This is a genomic window from Paenibacillus peoriae (genome assembly GCF_022531965.1).
Taxonomy (GTDB): Bacteria; Bacillota; Bacilli; order Paenibacillales; family Paenibacillaceae; genus Paenibacillus; species Paenibacillus polymyxa_D.
The window spans coordinates 513,464-532,182 of the sequence record NZ_CP092831.1 but is presented as its reverse complement, the minus strand read 5'-3'; the positions used below and the strand labels follow the sequence as shown (position 1 = coordinate 532,182).

Here is an 18,719-nt window from a genome sequence, read left to right as displayed (position 1 = left end):
GAATACCGAGTGTGATCAGAGGAGGAGTCGCAACATGAGACAGCCTTGGAATGAATTTAATTCCAAAATGCCTTGGCGGATGGAGCTTGGTTGTTATGCGCTGAATAAACTGGCCTGTGGAGGATTGGTTTTTGGTCTCTTATGGGTCTACTGCTATCTGACAGAGGAAGTAATAGGGGTTCCTCTGACTATAGCAGGCAATAGTGGTGAACTGACCGCGCAGCTGTGGGCCTATGGTTTTGCCCTTCCTGCCGCTCTTGTCGCTGATGCGCTATGCGATCTTTTACCCTGGCTTCGCAAGCCCGAGCAGCTCACCCTATACCTCGCTGCAGGATTCAGTGTCTTTCTCCTGCTAGGTTCTTTGATGTCGCCTGCCGGAACGGGCATTTCATGGAGCAACGGCATAGCAGGTGCAGGGATTACACTGCTGTATTATGGAGGAAGGCACTGGCTGAACCGTGAATATGGATTACAGATCATGCTGGCCTTCCTCCTGCCACTGCTGCTATGGCCTATAGGGCTTCAATAATGTCGCCAGCGATCACAGAGGCAGGATGCTGGCGATGACGTGCGGCTGTTTCTCCAGCCGCACCATGCAAATACACGCCAAAAGCTGCTGCCTGCGAAGCATTCAAGCCCTGAGCCAGCAAACCTGCGATGATGCCTGTTAGCACATCGCCCGCACCGCCTGTCGCCATCCCAGCATGGCCTGTGGTATTGACGTAGGCCGCTCCGTCGGGACAAGCGATGACCGTGCGCGCTCCTTTGAGCACCAGCGTGACCCCACGTGTTCGGGCGTACTCCCGGGCATGGGTGATACGGTCACGCTGCACCTCTGCTGTCGGTATGCCCAGCAGACGAGCCATTTCACCGGGGTGCGGCGTCAGTACGACTGCCGCACTTCTCGGCTTCCAAGCCTCTAGCTCAGGCCCCGCCGAGGCGAGGATGTTCAAGGCGTCCGCATCAAGTAGGAGCGGACCGCCGTATTCCTCCCACAGGCGGCGTAGCCAGCCGGTGTCCCCTGCAAAGCGGCCGAGGCCGGGGCCGACGGCCAGCACATCACGTGCCTGCGCGAGCTGTAGCAGCTCGTCTGCGGAGTCGGCGTTCCATTCGCCGTCTCCGCCTGCTGCTGCGGCAGCGAGCATTAGTTCCGGCGCGGCGCCAATGACGCGCGGCAGCAGCGCTTCGGGCACCGCCCACGTGACAAGGCCGCTGCCGATGCGCAGGGCGGCACGTGCGGCCAGCAAGCCCGCGCCGCTCATGCGCAGGCTTCCAGCCGCGACCAAAACGTGGCCGTAGGTGCCCTTGTGTCCATCCGGCACGCGGCTGCGGCTTACATCCACGTCCAGCGCAGCGCGCAGCGTGTCACGGGTCAAGACCTGCAGCTGCACGCCGCACTCACGGGCAAGGCCGGGTGGAATACCGATGTAGCGTACCACCACATCGCCTGCGGTCCCGGCGCCTGGATATTGGACGAGCCCACGCTTCAAGTAGGCGAGGCATACGGTGACGCGCGCACGAATGCACGGCTCGTGCAGTGCACCTGTGTCGGCGTCAAGGCCGCTAGGCACGTCTACCGACACCAGCGGTACGCCGCTGGCATTGGCCTCGCGGATCAGCGAGGCGTAGGGTTCGCGCGGCGGGCCTTGCGTGCCCGTGCCCAGCAGGGCATCGACGATGCCGGAGGCGCCGCGCAGGTCGAGGGTATCCCGGCCATAGAGGATCACCGGGATACCCAGAGCCGCGATGATATCGCGCTGCGCAGCCGCTTCACCCCGCAGCGTGTCTGGCGGCTCGACGTACACAACGGTGACGCGTAGACCTGCATCGGTTAAATGGCGGGCCGCCACCAGTCCGTCACCACCGTTGTTGCCTTTGCCTACGAGGATATACCAGTGTTCTCGTTCCCGTAAGTCATGTCGTCCTTGACTCCACGTCTCTGTCCGTATAATACCGCCATGTCCCGGTATATCCCCCGGCCCTGTGTGTGAAAGCTTCAATACTTCGTCAGCTACCGCGCGCCCGGCATTTTCCATCAAGGTAAGGGCCGGAATACCCAGCTTGTCAATTGTATAGCGATCCAATTCTCGCATTTCTTCGGCGGTCACCATATACATGCCTTTCGCCTCCCGTATGGCTATCCCTGCTTATTAATATCCAACTGTAAAACGGGAATTGACAAATTCCCCTTCTACTAACTCATCAATCAGGGCTACCGCATAATCTTCGACCGAGATACGGCTATGGCCTAATTCATCAACCACCAAATGATCCAAACCAATACGGAACTGTCCTGTACGTTTTCCTGCTTCAATCATTCCGGCAGGACTACAATAGGTCCAGTCTACATCCGCAGCGCGGTACAGCTCCAGTGCATCTGCATGGGCAGCCGCCAACGGCTTCACTTCCTCCGGAAACTCGGCGGTATCCATGAGGCGTTCACCGTTTTCTGTTTTCAGACTTCCCGCTCCGCCAACGACAAGGATGCGCTCCGCGCCGGAACGCCGAGTTCCTTCCAGCAAAGAACGAGTCGCTTCGAGCAGTTCTTCCTCTTCTCCAAACTTGGGACCGTATGCGCTAATGATAGCATCGTGCCCTTTGGCCACATCCGTAACAGAATTTGGATTCAGAATATCCGCTTGAACCACTGTCAAATATTCACTTTGCTCTGTCATATGTTGCGGATCGCGCACCGCCGCCGTCACCTCATACTTACGCTTGATAGCTTCCTTTACTAACGCTTTGCCGATTGTTCCTGTTGCCCCGAAAATAATAACCTTCATATTCACTGCCTTCTTCCTGTCTATAATTTACTTACTGTTATTTATCCGTTTTATCTCCAGCTTAAACCCGTGCAGGATATCGATTTGATGTCTCATGATGTTCTGTTGCATTTTCTATATTTTTATTCATGCCGAATCTCCTCTTCCTGCTTGTAATCTTGTCTATTTTACCAAAAAATACTTCATATATCCTGGTCAAAGGTATACAAGCCCTTGAAATGCCTGTGTAGTCTGTGCAATAGTGTAGAAAGAACAATGGAAGGAGGGATTGCGGGTGTCCCCGACGGACTTCGCGGCGTTAGTCGCATATATCTCACCCGGTCTGATCGCCTTCCTGCTGGCGTTGTCTTTGCTGGTATGGCTGTATGTTCACAGTGCAGCCCAGCTTCGAAATTCGCGTCAGCAGCGGTTGGAAGAATTACAGGAATCGCTGCGTATCTATGGACGATTAGCTGGTTGCCTCCAAACCACTACCCAGAACGGGTTCAATAACAGCGAAAAGCAGTACCAGAACGGACTCATCCACGCTCTCCAGGAAGCCAAAGCTGCTCCCTATTTGACCCCTCACCTTCAAGAGCAGGTTCAAGCATCCCTTCGGGAGTGTGATGCGTTCCGCAGAGAATTGCTTCTCAAATCACTGGAGCGTGAAATGAACAAACTCATTGAGGAACGGCGTCTTGTTCTGCTGGAATCTCATGCTCCGGGCTGGGGAACAGCATTGTGGAAGCTATTGCGTCCAGCAGCTGGTCCGCTGGCACTGGCAGGAATCGTCTGGTTGGTCACAAGGCTGGTTGTGGAACTGACAGCCTCCAGCCATGTTGATGTTAGTCTGCCCGACACTGCACAATCTGCCTCATGGCTCATAGGGTGTGCATGGATGAGGTTCGTTTCAGGCTTGATCGCCCTACTGTATGTGTACCGGCTGATGACCCTGCGCAGGCAAAATGATCTGGACGTGACGGCATCCCATTTTCCAACAAGCCTGTTGTGCTTGGTAATCGCCGCTGTCGCCCTGCTTCAATGGATCGGACCGGAAGCGTCTCCCTACATACTGGCTGTTCAGCTTGTGCTGTTCTTGATCGGCTTCCGACTTACCCGAGGCCGCTCTCGCAGTGATCGTCCTTATGTTGGTCATCCCGGCTTGATCAAGGCAGATGCTTCTCAACATCAGGATTTACGCGCAGCAGATAAAGATAAAACGGCTGACTCTTCTTTGGCAGAAGAACATATCCGATCCTAAACACCAATGGACATGCCTTTACCCGTATCCTACCTGCAAATCACATACCATCACAGGACATCCCAACAACAAAGAAAGAGTTTATGGGGTGTCCTGTTTTTTGAACAATTTTTGGATTTTTGTGGGGTTAGGCTTGTGCCAATGATCAAGGAAAGGGTATATTGTTTATATAAATGTAAATCATATCGTTTTTTATGTATTATTATTGAAAAAAATCCATATATGTTAAACTACCATCAATTTATGATGTGCGTTAGAATTGGAGGAACTATGCAACTGGACATTTCTGAAAAATCACTTCCCGTTTATGAGGCGCTGGCCAGTGAGGTTCGGCTAAACATGATTGTTCTGCTTGCGGAGAAGCCTATGAATATACGTGAGCTGGCGGAAGCTTTGGGGCTCAGCAGTGCGATTATGACGATGCATGTCAAGAAACTGGAGAGAGCGTCCATTATTTCGACCAAAATGCTGCCCGGACGAGGCGGGGTACAGAAAGTGTGCTCACTGGCAACAGACAAAATTGAAATCGCCATGCCACGCTATCAGCAGGATGTACGGCAATTCCATCAGACAGAGATTTCCGTCGGACACTTTACAGATTTTGAAATACAGGCGACCTGCGGACTGGCTACCGTCGAAAAGATCATTGGTGAATTCGATGAGCCTCGTTCGTTCTTGGACCCTGAGCGCTTCAATTCCAAAATTCTATGGTTCAGCCAAGGATATATGGATTATAAGGTGCCGAATTTCCTACTGTCCAGCCAAAAAGCTGAGGAACTGGAAATTTCGATGGAACTATCATCCGAGGCCCCTTTTACCAATGATAATTGGCCTTCAGATATCACTTTTTTCCTAAATGATGTGAATTTGGGTACATGGACCAGCCCAGGGGATTTCGGGGATAACCGTGGTAAATACACACCTGCATGGTGGCCTGATTTTATCAATCAATATGGTCTCCTCAAAAGACTTCGCGTTACCTCCGAGGGTACCTTTATGGATGGGAAGCAAATTTCTGACGTGACTTTAAGCCAAGTGCTGATTGATCAGAAACAATGGAAATTCCGTATTGCCATATTGGATGATGCCCAGCATGTGGGAGGGGTTACTCTGTTCGGCACCGGATTCGGTAACTACAATCAGGACATCTTGTTCCGTTTGTACTACAAACATGCAGAAAATCATACCAAAGCAGTAACGGTAGAAGCTGGCGATAGCAGCAAATAGTTTTAGGCCATTTCAAGACCTGAACACGGCGTTTTGCCCATGCCTTTCATGGGAAACAAAGCGCCGTGTTTTAAAGCGCCGTGTTTTATTTTTTCATTCACTTATATCGTACTCTTTTGCCACGTGCTATCCGATTAGCGTACAGGTTCAATACATACAGGTGAAGGAACCTCCAGCACATATCCCGTTCGGGTCAACCGTCCATCCTCACCATGGATTGCAAAGGATACGAGGTTGTTTCCATCCTGATTCGCCACTACCAGATAACCGGACAAGATGTTGAAGTTACGCGGTGTGCTGCCGAAGGTTTCCACCCATTCAACCGTCCTCAGCTTGCCGCTGTCCAGATCGACATGGTATAGCACGATGCTGTCATGGCCGCGGTTTGACACATACAAAAAGCGTCCACAGGGCGTAATCCGAATATCGGCTGCCGTATTTTCTACATTTATAAAGCCTTCTGGCAGTGTGGACAGGCTTTGCAGCAATGTAAGCTCACCATTACGTTCGTTATAACTAAACACAGCGACGGTATTGTTCAACTCATTGGCGACAAAAGCATATGGACGCGAAGGATGAAAAACCAGATGACGCGGTCCAGAACCAGGTGGCAAATCTGTCTCACGATGGGTCACCAGTTTGCCATCCTCTGTCAAACGGTATACCACAATCTGATCCAGCCCCAGATCACATATCAGGGCATACTGTCCTGAAGGATCTGGAATAATCGAATGCGGATGTGCCACATCCTGACGGTCCTGGCGAATACCTGAGCCGGTATGCTGAACTTGCCCCGACATGTCTCCCAATCCTCCAGCTTCCGTCACAGGGAACACAACGGCATTGCCGCCTGAATAGTTGGAAGCCAGCACATATCGTCCATCGGTTGTTACGGAAACATAGCAAGTATGTGCTCCCTCTGTCCCTTTGCGATCCAAAGGATGTAATTCCCCCGTCTGGGTATTCACCTGATACGCATACAGCTCGCCTCCTTCTGTTTCACTGGCAGCATACAGCTTTGTCCCATCCGGGTGTAGCGCGAGAAAAGAAGGCCTCTCCATCCCTTCCACACCTCCAACCATGCGCAGATCACCATGGGTCACATTCAAAGCACATACATATATTCCTCTTTCCTGACGAGACGCATAAGTCCCTGTATAAAATAACTGCTCATTCCGCTCTTCCATCGGCTCTCAGCTCCTTCTAGCTTTTTTTATCTGGCTTTTAGCTCTACTATTTGTCTTGTTGTAAAACCATCATGCATTATTACCCAAGATTCTGTCGTTTCATTAACGTTTCGCAATGTATGCAAAAAAATAGCCTCCTTCGGCGCCATCTGTGGTTCATAAGAACGTCACAGTTCACACCAAAAGAGACTAAATTTACGACAAGAACAACATTAAACCGCTGTGGTTTGCGTATCTCTGCTATTCCATTTTACAGCCAGCCCCAAACTAAGGATGAGAATGACTGCCCCAAAAATATATGGCAAATTGATATGCACATCGAACAATTTACCCGCAAGTGCAGGCCCCAGAATATTACCAATACTCATATAAGCATTGTTCATGCCGGCTGCAACTCCCTGCTCATCCCCCGCCATTTTGGATAAAGCAGTATTAATGGCTGGCCGCAGCAACGACGTAGCGGTAAAGAAGATGAGCGATACCCCGAGTACATAATAAAAGTTGCCGGAGAGCAGCATAAGCACAAGGGAAATCGCTGAAAACAGAAAGGAGCCGATAATGACACCTTTTTCGCCAAAACGATTCAACATCGGGCTAATGACCACAGCTTGAATCACGGTTCCGACCAGTGCTCCTACGGTAATAATGATAGCAATATCACGCTCATTGTAATGAAACTTGCCCGTCACGAAGAAAGGAAACATCGTTTCAAAATGCGTCAATCCAAAGGTTAGCGTGAATATCATAATCAGCAGCATAAAGTAAGGCTTGCGGAAAGAAAGGGCAAACTGTTTAATCACATTATCCCGTTTGGCCTTGACATTCCGAAACTTCAACTGTTTCTCCAGCGACAAGGTTTCGGGCAGCATAATCAAGGAAATCAGTGCAGCTACGCCCGATACGGCCGCCGAAACATATAAGGGCGTACGAATCGAGATATCTGCCAGCAAGCCGCCCACACCAGGACCGATCACAAAGCCAAGAGACATGGCGGCACCCAACAATCCCATTCCTCTACCGCGATTGTGGACCGTTGTAATATCAGCAATATAGGCCATCATCGGAGGAATCATAAAAGCTGCTCCTGCACCTCCCAGCAAACGGGAGATATACAGTATGGTTAACGATTCCCCAATCGCAAACAATACAGAAGACGCCGTCATGATTACCAAACCGATAATAATCATTTTTTTACGTCCGTATTTATCGGACCATTCTCCCGCTAACGGCGAAAACAGGAATTGGGTTAAGCCAAACACGGCAACCAAATAACCACCCGTTTCACCACTGCCTCCCAAGGAGCTCATAAACTTGGGAAGGATCGGAATAATGAGGCCAATTCCCAGCATGGCAATAAACATATTAATCATCAAAATGACCAGCGGCCCCATTTTCAACTGTTGTGAATCTGACATGTAGCGTTTTGTCCTCCTCAGGTTCTTTATTTCGTATACGAAAATCTTATTTTGCAACCATTCCAGCAAAACTCTTCATTATATTAATAGAGAGAAGGACAAATAACAATCATAAAATACTTCCGATAACCCTGAATCTTTCCTTTGGGCAGAACAGCAAAAAGGAACAATTTGAAATGGCGATGTTGTCCCTCTCATAACGAACGACCAGGATGAATTTCTGGAACGGTCTGGCGGTCCCTACGAACTTTATTGTGGATCTTCGAATAGCTCCTGTATCATCTTTTCCCTGTTATTCAGAAATTGTTTCGTAATGATAAAATGATCGGTTTCCTCTAGCGTCCGGGTGTCGATCCCTTCATGTGTCAGATGATACAAGATGGAATCTGGATAAGCCATCAAAATAGGGGAATGAGTAGAAATGATAAACTGTGAGCCCTGCTGTACCAGCTCGTGAATCCGTGCAAGCATGGCCATCTGGCGCAAAGGCGATAATGCAGCTTCCGGTTCATCCAAAATATACAATCCTTGCCCTCCAAACCGATGCACAAAGGCAGCAAAAAAAGACTCGCCATGCGACTGCTCATGCAGCGATTTACCCCCGTAGGAATCTCGAATCGGTCGCCCTCCTCCTTCTCGGTCCAGCTCGTCGATGTGAGTCGCCACATTATAGTAGCTCTCCGCCCGGAAAAAGAAGCCATCCCTTGGCTTTTCTACCCCTCTCACCAGCCGGATATGCTCATACAGTGAGGAATGCGTGGCTTGTGTAGAAAAATTGAAATTTTTAGTACCTCCCTCTGGATTAAATCCCCACGCGACCGCGATTGCCTCCATAAGCGTCGATTTACCTACGCCATTTTCTCCAATAATATAGGTGACGGAAGGATGAAATTTGAGTTCGTTCCACTGGTGTAAGGCTTTTAAGTTAAACGGATATTGGCTCTTGTCCGCATCTGGAGGCCATATCAGCTCCAGGCGACGTATAAAAAGATTACGGTCCCATATACTCATATCCAAATCAGCTCCATTGCCAAGCAATTCACTAGGTTTTCCATCATTATATTGGAATTATTTACAGCAATCAATCTGAAATCCCATTTCGTAACCCTTCTGTTGTTATTGAAGCGATTATTACAGGTATAATATATAGTAATGTTCATCGGGTATGAAATCTAAGCACCTCATTCCGTGTATATCTCATTCTTTTCCAAGCAGGTGAATCTATGAAATCTAATCACAAACCGATTCAATCTTTTAAAATCGTACAGTTCATAATGACCATCTACAGGCAGCGATTGACACGTATTTTGCTACCGTTGGCTGTACTGGCTTTTATTATATGGGAGGCCGGACGAGAACTAAAAGACTTTAATCTGGCGCGTATGCTTCATGAGCTGCGGCGAATGGATGCCACCTTTCTCATCGAGATTGGCTTGTTCTCACTGGTTGCTGTGGCGGCTATGAGTGCATATGATTACGTAATCAGACATCATTTCAAGCTTCAGGTCAAGCCTGGAACAACATTTCGCTACGCCTGGATCTCCAATACCTTTAATAATGTCTTTGGTTTTGCAGGCTTTACAGGAGCGGGACTTCGCACAGTACTGTATAAGAAAAGCGGTGTGCCGTTGGGTGTCATCACCTCTGCGGTCGTGTTTCTTTCGCCAGTCGTCATTACCGGACTATCTTTGCTGGCTTGGGGAGCCATTGTTCATCTGTATCCGGTACAGCCTGTACTGGATGCTCACCCGTGGCTTCATTGGGCGCTGTGGGGAATGGCATTGTACCTACCGCTATTCCTGATCATGCAGCGCTCCAAACGGTACTCCACATGGTTCAACAAGGGAGAAGGACAGCTTTCCTGGTCCACCATCTCCGCTTCCATCAGTGCTTCCCTGCTGGAATGGCTGCTGGCTGGCCTTACCTTTGCATGGATCGGCTCGCACTTGCTCCATGAACTGCCGATGCATGCTGTGTTCGGTATTTATGTAATAGCCGCGATTGCCGGGTTAATCAGTCTTGCACCCGGAGGGGTCGGGGCATTCGACATCATTGCCCTGCTCGGGCTGCAAATGGCGGGAGCCAACTCAGATCGGGCACTGGCTGTCCTACTGGTCTTTCGCGTCTTTTATTACATCATCCCGTGGCTCATCGGCTTGGTATTAGCCGCGCTGGAAATGATTCCGCGTAACGAGCGCCTGAATCAGCTAGCTGAGACAGGTTGGGATTACTCCCTTAATGCCTGGCAGAAGGTATGGGGCTGGCCTGGTCAATTCCGGTTTTTGGCCGATCTAGGGGTATGGGCGCTTGGTAAGCTGGTACTCATCTCCGGCGTGGTGCTTCTTTTGTCGGCAGCTACGCCCGGTCTGTTATATCGGCTTCGTTTTGCTGAGCATTTGCTCAGCCTGCCCGTCATGCGCTTGTCGCATGAAATCTCGGTCATCATCGGAATTATGCTTGTCGTCCTGTCCCATGGAATCTCCCTGCGTATTCGCAGAGCATTGCGACTGACATTGATACTGCTTCTGACAGGAGCTATTTTCACCTTCACTAAAGGTCTGGATTTTGAAGAAGCTTTATTCCTACTGTTTGTGGCTTTAATGCTATGGATTTCGCGTTCGCGGTTTTATCGGGTCAGTGCGCCGCTGAATCGGCACAACATTTTAATATGGGGTGGATTATCTCTACTCGTAACCGGGGCTTATTTTATCATTGGGGCAGGCTCCAACACTCCCTTTATGCGCCATTTGCATGCCAAGGTCCATCTAGACTTTTTTATGAACCGCAGCGATTACGGAGTTACCGCCGTGTTTAGTCTGATTTTGGCATGGGTATTCCTGACGGTATATTTCTTTCTTCGACCTCAGCGTAGCATCGCTAATCTACCCGACGAGCAGGAGCTGGATAAGCTAAAAGAATTTTTGGAACGGCAGGGTGGTAATCTCGTCTCTCATATGCTTTTTCTGGGCGATAAATATCTGTATTGGACCAAAAATGAACAGGTTGTCATTCCCTACGCTCGTAGCCGGGACAAACTGATTGTATTAGGTGACCCACTCGGTCCAAAAGAACGTGTGAGTGAAGCCATTCAGGAATTTCAGCGGTTCGCAGATCGGTATGCGTTAACGGCTGTATTTTATCAGGCCTCGCCGGAGTATTTGTCCATCTATCACGAGAACGGCTATCGCTTTTTCAAACTGGGCGAGGAAGCACTGGTGCCGCTGGAATCATTTACACTGACGGGCAAAAGCAATCAAGCGCTACGCAGCGCCAAAAACCGTTTTGACCGCGAGGGCTACTCGTTCGAAATCATCCAACCGCCTCTAGAGGCGTCACTGATTGAGGAGATTCGTCAGGTTTCGAATATTTGGCTGGATGGACGCAAGGAGAAGGGATATTCACTCGGCTGGTTCAAAGAACCCTATCTTCAGTTGGCTCCGATTGCATTGCTAAAGGACTCTGAAGGGAAGGTCATCGCTTTCGCTACGATGGCCCCTGCCTATGATCATGGACGGACGGTCTCCATTGACCTGATGCGCCACTTGTCTGACACGCCAAATGGCACGATGGATTATTTATTCACACGGGTCATTGAGTGGGCCAAGGAGAGTGGGTATACGACATTTAATCTGGGAATGGCACCGCTGTCCCAGGTAGGACAAAGTGAAAAGGCATTGCGCGAGGAAAAACTGGCTCGACTTGTTTTCCAATACGGGGGACATTTTTACGGCTTTCAGGGGCTTCGGCGCTTTAAGGATAAGTTCAAGCCGCAATGGGAGCCGCGCTATCTGGCCTATCCGGCTTCTGTCTTTCTACCGATCCTGACGCTGGAGCTGGTATATCTCGTATCCAAGCGCTCGGACTAAACAAAGGGCTGACAACAGGAACTTTAATAGCCTAACACGATGTAAAAAAGGGTGTTCCCCAACCACGAACGGTTGCAGGAACACCCTTTTATATTCACAAATCTTCTTAGAAGCTGCCTTTTACAACAACTTCAGAGAGTGGAAAACGTCCTGATGGACGTGCTGGCACTTGTGCCTTACCTACACTAATAAGCAGGGTTGGCAGGTAACGTGCTGGAATATTGAATTGCTCGATCAACTGTGCTGGAATGAAACCGCCCATTGCGCAAGTGTCGTAGCCCAGAGATTTAGCAGCCAACATAATATTTTGTGCTGCAAAAGCAGAGTTCAGGATGGCTGCATCGCGAGCTACTTGCGGGTTTTGGTACGCGCTGTTGATTTGACCTACCAATGCGTCACGGATTTCCGCTGGCAGTGCGCCTGCTTCTACCGCTTGATCATAAATGACGGTGTTGCGGTTCGCTTCCAAATCACCCAATACGGCAATCGTAACGGAACTTTCCGCTACTTGACCCTGATTGTAGGCGATAGGCAGCAATTTTTGCTTGTCCGCTTCGCTTTCGATAACAAGGAATTTCCAATGTTGAAGGTTCCAAGCGGAAGGAGCTTCTATCGCCGCAGTCAAAATAGCCTCCAAATCTTCCTCTGGCAATTTAAAATCCTTAACATAGCTCTTTACCGCGTGTCTTTCACTAATCGTAGATAGGGTTTCATTTTTTGGACTACTCGACATTCTGGGCACACTCCTAATTTCTTATGATATATATCTAACTTGAATCCTCATTAACTTCCCAAACTACTGCAATTATAAAAATGATAGTGAGTCATGTCAATATGTTTAAGTATGACCCTGCACTCAAAATACAGTACAATACGGATAAAGACATACATATCGGCAGATGCCTGCCGATGGGACAAGACATAATGAGTTCATTTTGTTCTCATTTGAATTAAAAAAGGAGCGTTACTATGATTGGATCTTTTAAAAAAACAGATATTGCTTTGTTTGCCGCCTGGGTTGTAGCTTGTGTGGCAACTTTGGGCAGTCTGTATCTCAGTGAGATTTTGGGGTATGAGCCTTGTAAGCTATGCTGGTTTCAGCGCATTCTGATGTATCCCCTGACCCTTCTACTCGGGATCGCCTATTTTCGAGGGGATTCGGGGATACGCCGTTATGTCATGCCGTTGGCTATTATTGGAGGTGCGATTTCGGCCTATCATTTTACCATTCAGCGCATCCATGCAGCCGCCAAAGCAGCTACGCAAACTTCAACTTCCTGCGGCAGAGTATCCTGTGAACAGGATTACCTAAACTGGTTCGATTTCATCACCATTCCTTTTCTCGCACTGATCGCCTTCATCCTTATTATTGTAGCCATGAGTTATATCATGCGAAAGGAGAAAAAATCAGCTCAGGGAGAGGTACAAGCAACAGAACTCGCATAAGTATGAAAGAGACCCAATTATAGGGCCAGTGTTATCACCAAGAGGCGTATAATCCGCTTGCCGGAGGAGAGACTGTAACTAAATATATCCATTGCATATGTGGTATAATGTGAAAGGTTTGCAGTCTGTCCAATAACGCTTATATTCCTTATAGAGGGGGCCAGTCCATGTTTCATATTAGCACCCCATTGCTGCAATATGGCGCAACCTTCGGTATGATCTTAATCGCTATATCGGCTATTTTCATCCGTATGAAGACAGGTCATCGCCCGATTAATGCCAAAAAAATCATCATCCCTCCGCTCGGCATGAGCACCGGGTTTATGATGTTTGTGGTGCCGGAAGTACGGGTTCCCTGGCTTTGGGCGCTGGGCGCTTTTCTGGTCGGCTGGTTTATTTTCTCTTACCCGTTGATCCGCAGCACCAAATTTGAGTTGCAAGAAGGGCTGGTTTTCGTGCAACGCTCACGTACCTTCTTCTTTATCCTATTCAGCCTGCTGATCGTCCGATTGCTGCTGCATGAATTTATTCAGCATTACATTACCATTCCGCAGACAGCAGGGCTATTTTTCATCCTAGCCTTCGGCACCTTGTTACACTGGCGGCTCCGTATGTATTTTCAATATCGTCAATTCGTTCCGGACGAGACAGAAGTCCGCATCTGACCAACGGTTTTTTAACATGCTTGCTAGCATATTGCTGTATAGACCAAAAAAGGACACGTTCTCCCAGCCAGGAGGCCGTGCCTTTTTGGTCTTTTCGTCTTTTTAGTCTATCGGAGGCTACATTTCCGTCTTGCCCGAACGCCGGGCGCTAGGCACTTACTGGGAGCTTTCTTTTGTAAACAGCGTGCTGCCGTTTATGTTGTTCTGCGGAGCATAAGCGCCGTCCCAGGTGATAAAGAAGCTTGCTCCAGTGTAGATTTCATTCAGGGCCTTGTTCCAAAGCGAATAATCGAATTCCTTGAGCTGATTATTGTTGCGATCCACATGGTCGCCACCCACGGCTGGTCCAATTTCGCAGAAGCCATAAGTTTTGCCAAGTCCTTTGATGTCATTGTAAGCCATCTTAATTTCATTGTCATTGGACGGATCGTCGCTGTAAGCGTCGATGCCAATCCAGGTGACGTAGCTGGGGCCGGGGTAATAAGCAGCCGCGTTGGCTCCTTTATTTGGAGCATAGACAAAATTGACGTTGGACATGCCATTGGTCGTCACAATGTAATTGTACAGATTGATGTACAGGTTCTTATAGTCCGTCGTGTTCTTGTCTCCCCACCAGAACCAGCCTCCGTTCATTTCATGGAAGGGTCTGTAGTAAACGGGGGATGAGTTAAACTTTTGCAGGCCGTTCACGACGTTGTCAACCTGGGCCTTATAATTTTGCAGCCATGCGGGGCTGGACGAATTGATGGATGAAATGTCTGTATTAGCCAAGATCTCGAAATCGGAATCAGACATCGGGGCGTTTACATTTCCACCCTGCGGATTGGGCATGTGGGTGGAAACGGTGACGATTTTCCCCAAGGCTTGGATGGCGGAGGCGCTATTGGAGGTAATGGAGGCTGCATCGGTTCCCCCCTGGTTCCAGTTCAGCAGATCATAGGAGACGATGTCAGGGTTGTAGTTCCAGACAGGACTGGTGTTTACACTTCCGTCATAGCCCAGGAACATGCCAGTATAGTTGATATTGCTCTTCGCGCCTGCCGTCATTGGTAGCGAGAATAATAATGCAGCCCCGGTCAGGGCGCTGATCAAGCTCTTCGTTTTCTTGAATGAATTCATAATGGTTATCCTCCTGATGTTTATATCTTGCTACTTGTAATTGCAGACTTAAGATGTGACCGATATTCCCCTAGGACAATTCTGACTCGCAACCTACATGTTTTTCGTTTTAGCGAGTGGATCTCCATCTTCCTAAAGGAATACGTTTTTTGTGATCCTCAATTACATCGACATCAAGGAAAAAAGTTGAAATAGTTCTATTAGAGCAAAAAAGTAATTCATATAACAATGAACAAACAATTTATGCAAAATGTGGTAGGGACTAAATGTGTAATAAAGGATTTTTTTTCATTTCATTCTTATGAATTTGTTTTCAAATTATTGTTATTTTTGTACTATATAGAAGATTCATAATCACACACTTAGCGTATCCTAGCGTCTAGAACTAAGCTGATCACTCTGATGGCATAGTGTATATTTCGTTAAAATGGTGGCCTGGCACTCATGAAATGAAAAAAACCGATATTCGCCTTTTGGCCAAAATCGGTTTTTGGAGGTGAAACCATTATTCCCCGCATGTACTGGACCTTTATAGAATGCACGTAGCAAAAGGGACTGTCCTCTGGACAGCCCCTTTTCTGTAATATGTCCAGACCATTCACCACGGTAGTCTGTATGTTTGCGGTGGATGCCTGCTTTTATTGCTGGGTCAAAATGATCGGACCCTCTGCTGTAATGGCCAGCGTATGCTCGTATTGCGCAGACAAGCCGCCGTCCAACGTGCGTGCGGTCCAGCCGTCCGCATCAATTTTACTGCGGTATGTGCCTGTGTTGAGCATTGGCTCAATTGTAATGACCATACCCTCTTTTAAGCGTGGTCCACGGTGTGGAGGTCCGTAATGTGGAACCTGCGGTTGCTCATGCATCTCTTCTCCGATACCGTGCCCAATAAATTCGCGTACGACCGAGAAGCCTTCCGCTTCCGCGTAGGTTTGTATCGCATGGGAAATATCACCGATCCGGTTACCGATAACGGCTTGCTCAATCCCTTTATACAGCGATTCCTTGGTAACATCCAGCAGCTTTTGCGCCTGCTCAGACACATTACCCACCGCATACGACCAAGCGGAATCTGCCAGCCAGCCATTCAGGTTCACAACCATGTCGATCGTCACGATGTCCCCGTCCTTCAACGGTGTCTTATTTGGAAATCCGTGGCAAATCACATCGTTAGGTGAGCCACAAGTTGCAAACTGGTAGCCGTTATAGCCCTTTTGCTCCGGTGTTGCGCCATGCTTCTTCATAAAGGATTCCGCAAAGGCGTCAATTTCCAGTGTCGTAATGCCCGGCTTGATCATTTTGGCAATTTCCCGGTGGCAAGCAGCCAAAATGTCTCCAGCTTTTTTCATATTTTCAATTTGTTCTTTGGTTTTAATGATAATCATTAAACGGTCTCCTTCTTTTCCGTGTTCGTTCCACTTTTCACTGCTTCTTTTTTCTACTTCTATTGTAACGCTAAAAGCAGCGAAATGGAACCGATGTCAACTGATACCGTTTACAAGGATCTTAAACGGGGTATATAATATTCCATAACTTGTATACCAGTATGCAAAATCATTTCCTAGATAGGAGTATCCTATGAAATATCCAACAACCTGGTTACAGGGCGCATCGCTTGGGGAAAGGATTGCTTGTGAACTTCGGCTTCAGATTATACGCGGCGTTCAGACACCAGGCACTGTGCTATCTGAGAATCAGATTGCTGCCGATTTTGGTACCAGTCGTTCTCCGGTGCGTGAAGCCTTGAAGGCACTCTCGGGCGAAGGGCTGATCCGTTTGGAGCGCATGGGGGCGATTGTCGTCGGCATGACACCCGGTGATATGGAGGAGCTATTCGATGTGCGAATGCTGATTGAACATTTTGTTGTACAAAGGTATGTACATAGTGATAATGCCACATTGGTGACTGTTTTGAATCAGATGATTGACAAAATGGAAGTCGCTCTCAAGTACAGGGATGTCGTTGAATTTTCTCTTCAGGATTTTAACTTTCATGAAGCTCTGGTTCTGGAAGCAGGCCATACCCGTATTCTTCATACCTGGAACGGCATGAGACAGCTAATCCTGACGGTCATGTTAGCTGCAACAGAACAACGATTTGCGTCCAACATCGAAGAATCACAAGTCACGATTCACAAACATCGAACCTTTGCAAACGCTTTAAATCAGAGGGATGCTCAGGAGTTGTCAGGATTTATTGAGGATCATTATCGAGATACCCGCAACGCGGTTAACGATAGCGTCCTGTCTCCCTACAGAAGAAAGACATCGTCCTAGCCACAATATGCGTGACAAAGAGCAGATGTACCGCGCTTTATGCGTTTCTCGCTGGCGCGGCTCTCTTTTAATTGAAGTTGTCGACAAGTATACATTTAACTATGCATATAAGAATAAGGAGGCATACCTTCATGAACACGTTATTCGGCTTAAGCCATAACGCGTCCCTGCTCATATGGGCGCTAGTTACCGTCATTCTTTTGATTTTGCTGATTGCTAAATTCAAATGGAATCCCTTCGTTTCACTGCTGCTTTCGTCGGTATTTCTCGGACTGGTTAACGGGATGTCTGGACATGAAGTTACTGCCTCCATCACCAAAGGGCTCGGCAGTACACTCGGCTCCATCGCCATCGTGATCGGTTTAGGCACAATGCTCGGTAAAATGATGGCAGAATCCGGCGGCGCCGAACGCATCGCGACTACACTGATGGATCGTTTTGGTGAAAAACGCGTTCATTGGGCGATGATGATCGTAGGCTTTATCGTGGGAATTCCGGTGTTTTTTGAGGTTGGTATTATTTTATTAATTCCCATCCTGTTCACGGTTGCCCGTAAAATGAACATGTCTCTGCTGAAAATCGGTATTCCAATGCTGGCAGGACTATCGACGGTACACGGCCTTTTACCACCCCACCCGGCTCCGATGATCGCGATTGAAGCCTTTAACGCCAATATTGGACGCACGATAGGATATGCACTCATCGTGGGCATCCCATCCGCCATTATTGCAGGCCCGGTCTTCGGCGCTTGGATTGGCAAAAGAATCATGGTCAGACCTTCCGAGAGGCTGGACGAGCAGTTCAGAAATACGACGGGGCGGTCGTTGCCTCCCTTTTGGATTACTTTGTTCACCATTTTGTTACCTGTTATTCTAATGCTTAGCAGATCAGTCGCTGAAATTGTAGACCCGGCCAATACACATCCGCTCACTGTATTTTTCAAATTCATTGGTGATGAGGTTATGGCATTACTGATTGCGGCCGTGTTTTCTTTTTTCTCGCTAGGCTATGCACGTGGTCTAAAGAAAGAGGACTTGTCCCGTTTTACCAGTGAATGTCTGGCACCAACAGCCTCTATTATCTTAATTATCGGGAGCGGTGGTGCATTTAAAACGGTATTGATCAACAGCGGTGTAGGTCAGGCCATTGCAGCGGTCGCTACAGGAGCCCATATGAATGTGATTGTATTTGCTTTTCTGGTCGCTGCGCTCATTCGTGTAGCCACTGGGTCAGCGACAGTCGCGATGACGACAGGCTCCGGTATTGTTGCACCTGTGCTGGCACTTACACCCGGCGCGAATGTCGAACTGGTCGTCCTTGCTACAGGAGCAGGGTCGCTGATCTTGTCTCATGTGAATGACGCCGGTTTTTGGATGATTAAAGAATTTTTCAATATGACGGTTCCGCAGACTCTAAAATCATGGACCGTTATGGAAACCATCCTCTCCCTGGTCGCTTTCGGTTTGATTATGCTGCTGAGTGTGTTAACTTAAC

General features: G+C 48.4%; 16 protein-coding genes. 8 read left to right on the top strand and 8 right to left on the bottom strand.

Annotated elements, in window-relative coordinates:
- Positions 1-34: 34 nt before the first annotated feature.
- Positions 35-529 carry a hypothetical protein gene (locus MLD56_RS02335; protein WP_165148014.1) on the top strand — a complete coding sequence of 165 codons (495 nt, stop codon included), beginning with the start codon at positions 35-37 and terminating at the stop codon, positions 527-529.
- On the opposite strand, the gene MLD56_RS02330 is transcribed toward MLD56_RS02335, so the two are convergent.
- Together MLD56_RS02330 and MLD56_RS02325 are read right to left on the bottom strand one after the other, a co-directional pair.
- Positions 513-2,117 carry an NAD(P)H-hydrate dehydratase gene (locus MLD56_RS02330; protein WP_241113459.1) on the bottom strand — a complete coding sequence of 535 codons (1,605 nt, stop codon included), beginning with the start codon at positions 2,115-2,117 and terminating at the stop codon, positions 513-515. The two genes, MLD56_RS02335 and MLD56_RS02330, sit on opposite strands and share 17 nt — an antisense overlap.
- Positions 2,118-2,150: 33 nt before the next feature.
- Positions 2,151-2,783, bottom strand: a complete 633-nt coding sequence (locus tag MLD56_RS02325; protein ID WP_029514734.1) for an NAD(P)-dependent oxidoreductase — start codon at positions 2,781-2,783, stop codon at positions 2,151-2,153.
- Between the two features lie 274 nt (positions 2,784-3,057).
- Between MLD56_RS02325 and MLD56_RS02320 the strand changes: the two genes are divergently transcribed.
- Together MLD56_RS02320 and MLD56_RS02315 are read left to right on the top strand one after the other, a co-directional pair.
- Complete coding sequence (locus tag MLD56_RS02320; protein ID WP_029514733.1) at positions 3,058-4,023, top strand: hypothetical protein; 966 nt, start codon at positions 3,058-3,060, stop codon at positions 4,021-4,023.
- 270 nt (positions 4,024-4,293) lie between these two features.
- Complete coding sequence (locus tag MLD56_RS02315) at positions 4,294-5,250, top strand: ArsR/SmtB family transcription factor (RefSeq protein WP_029514732.1); 957 nt, start codon at positions 4,294-4,296, stop codon at positions 5,248-5,250.
- A gap of 134 nt (positions 5,251-5,384) precedes the next feature.
- On the opposite strand, the gene MLD56_RS02310 is transcribed toward MLD56_RS02315, so the two are convergent.
- From MLD56_RS02310 to MLD56_RS02300, 3 genes are all read right to left on the bottom strand, one after another.
- On the bottom strand, positions 5,385-6,437 hold the full coding sequence (locus MLD56_RS02310; RefSeq protein ID WP_029514731.1) for a lactonase family protein: 1,053 nt from the start codon (positions 6,435-6,437) through the stop codon (positions 5,385-5,387).
- A 212-nt stretch (positions 6,438-6,649) separates the two neighbouring features.
- The gene (locus MLD56_RS02305; protein WP_029514730.1) at positions 6,650-7,852 is read right to left on the bottom strand and encodes an MFS transporter; all 1,203 of its coding nucleotides are present in this window, start codon (positions 7,850-7,852) and stop codon (positions 6,650-6,652) included.
- Positions 7,853-8,101: 249 nt separating this feature from the next.
- Positions 8,102-8,863, bottom strand: coding sequence for an AAA family ATPase (locus MLD56_RS02300; RefSeq protein ID WP_029514729.1), 762 nt, complete (start codon positions 8,861-8,863; stop codon positions 8,102-8,104).
- Positions 8,864-9,075: 212 nt separating this feature from the next.
- On the opposite strand from MLD56_RS02300, the gene mprF reads away from it, so the two are divergent.
- Entirely contained in the window at positions 9,076-11,718 is a 2,643-nt protein-coding gene (gene mprF / locus MLD56_RS02295) for a bifunctional lysylphosphatidylglycerol flippase/synthetase MprF (protein WP_029514728.1), read from the top strand.
- Between the two features lie 106 nt (positions 11,719-11,824).
- On the opposite strand, the gene MLD56_RS02290 is transcribed toward mprF, so the two are convergent.
- Positions 11,825-12,451: a nitroreductase family protein gene (locus tag MLD56_RS02290; protein ID WP_029514727.1), complete on the bottom strand. Its 627-nt coding sequence runs from the start codon at positions 12,449-12,451 to the stop codon at positions 11,825-11,827.
- A gap of 236 nt (positions 12,452-12,687) precedes the next feature.
- Between MLD56_RS02290 and MLD56_RS02285 the strand changes: the two genes are divergently transcribed.
- Complete coding sequence (locus MLD56_RS02285; RefSeq protein ID WP_029514726.1) at positions 12,688-13,164, top strand: disulfide oxidoreductase; 477 nt, start codon at positions 12,688-12,690, stop codon at positions 13,162-13,164.
- 167 nt (positions 13,165-13,331) lie between these two features.
- Positions 13,332-13,829, top strand: a complete 498-nt coding sequence (locus MLD56_RS02280) for a CcdC family protein (RefSeq protein ID WP_029514725.1) — start codon at positions 13,332-13,334, stop codon at positions 13,827-13,829.
- A gap of 156 nt (positions 13,830-13,985) precedes the next feature.
- Here the strand turns inward: MLD56_RS02280 and MLD56_RS02275 are convergent, their stop codons facing one another.
- Together MLD56_RS02275 and map are read right to left on the bottom strand one after the other, a co-directional pair.
- The gene (locus MLD56_RS02275; protein WP_029514724.1) at positions 13,986-14,948 is read right to left on the bottom strand and encodes a glycoside hydrolase family 26 protein; all 963 of its coding nucleotides are present in this window, start codon (positions 14,946-14,948) and stop codon (positions 13,986-13,988) included.
- Positions 14,949-15,586: 638 nt separating this feature from the next.
- Positions 15,587-16,333: a type I methionyl aminopeptidase gene (map, locus tag MLD56_RS02270; RefSeq protein WP_013308498.1), complete on the bottom strand. Its 747-nt coding sequence runs from the start codon at positions 16,331-16,333 to the stop codon at positions 15,587-15,589.
- Between the two features lie 193 nt (positions 16,334-16,526).
- Here map and MLD56_RS02265 point away from each other — a divergent pair, with 193 nt between their 5' ends.
- Positions 16,527-17,225, top strand: a complete 699-nt coding sequence (locus MLD56_RS02265; RefSeq protein ID WP_029514723.1) for a GntR family transcriptional regulator — start codon at positions 16,527-16,529, stop codon at positions 17,223-17,225.
- A 131-nt stretch (positions 17,226-17,356) separates the two neighbouring features.
- Entirely contained in the window at positions 17,357-18,718 is a 1,362-nt protein-coding gene (locus MLD56_RS02260) for a GntP family permease (protein ID WP_029514722.1), read from the top strand.
- The last annotated feature ends 1 nt before the right edge of the window (position 18,719 follow it).

What these genes read in the sequence shown, in the direction of transcription:
- MLD56_RS02330 (WP_241113459.1), bottom strand. Translation starts at nt 2,117, where the DNA reads ATGTATATGGTGACCGCCGAAGAAATGCGAGAATTGGATCGCTATACA.
- MLD56_RS02275 (WP_029514724.1), bottom strand. Translation starts at nt 14,948, where the DNA reads ATGAATTCATTCAAGAAAACGAAGAGCTTGATCAGCGCCCTGACCGGG.
- MLD56_RS02325 (WP_029514734.1), bottom strand. Translation starts at nt 2,783, where the DNA reads ATGAAGGTTATTATTTTCGGGGCAACAGGAACAATCGGCAAAGCGTTA.
- MLD56_RS02310 (WP_029514731.1), bottom strand. Translation starts at nt 6,437, where the DNA reads ATGGAAGAGCGGAATGAGCAGTTATTTTATACAGGGACTTATGCGTCT.
- MLD56_RS02265 (WP_029514723.1), top strand. Translation starts at nt 16,527, where the DNA reads ATGAAATATCCAACAACCTGGTTACAGGGCGCATCGCTTGGGGAAAGG.
- mprF (WP_029514728.1), top strand. Translation starts at nt 9,076, where the DNA reads ATGAAATCTAATCACAAACCGATTCAATCTTTTAAAATCGTACAGTTC.
- MLD56_RS02260 (WP_029514722.1), top strand. Translation starts at nt 17,357, where the DNA reads ATGAACACGTTATTCGGCTTAAGCCATAACGCGTCCCTGCTCATATGG.
- map (WP_013308498.1), bottom strand. Translation starts at nt 16,333, where the DNA reads ATGATTATCATTAAAACCAAAGAACAAATTGAAAATATGAAAAAAGCT.
- MLD56_RS02290 (WP_029514727.1), bottom strand. Translation starts at nt 12,451, where the DNA reads ATGTCGAGTAGTCCAAAAAATGAAACCCTATCTACGATTAGTGAAAGA.
- MLD56_RS02335 (WP_165148014.1), top strand. Translation starts at nt 35, where the DNA reads ATGAGACAGCCTTGGAATGAATTTAATTCCAAAATGCCTTGGCGGATG.
- MLD56_RS02305 (WP_029514730.1), bottom strand. Translation starts at nt 7,852, where the DNA reads ATGTCAGATTCACAACAGTTGAAAATGGGGCCGCTGGTCATTTTGATG.
- MLD56_RS02315 (WP_029514732.1), top strand. Translation starts at nt 4,294, where the DNA reads ATGCAACTGGACATTTCTGAAAAATCACTTCCCGTTTATGAGGCGCTG.
- MLD56_RS02285 (WP_029514726.1), top strand. Translation starts at nt 12,688, where the DNA reads ATGATTGGATCTTTTAAAAAAACAGATATTGCTTTGTTTGCCGCCTGG.
- MLD56_RS02280 (WP_029514725.1), top strand. Translation starts at nt 13,332, where the DNA reads ATGTTTCATATTAGCACCCCATTGCTGCAATATGGCGCAACCTTCGGT.
- MLD56_RS02300 (WP_029514729.1), bottom strand. Translation starts at nt 8,863, where the DNA reads ATGAGTATATGGGACCGTAATCTTTTTATACGTCGCCTGGAGCTGATA.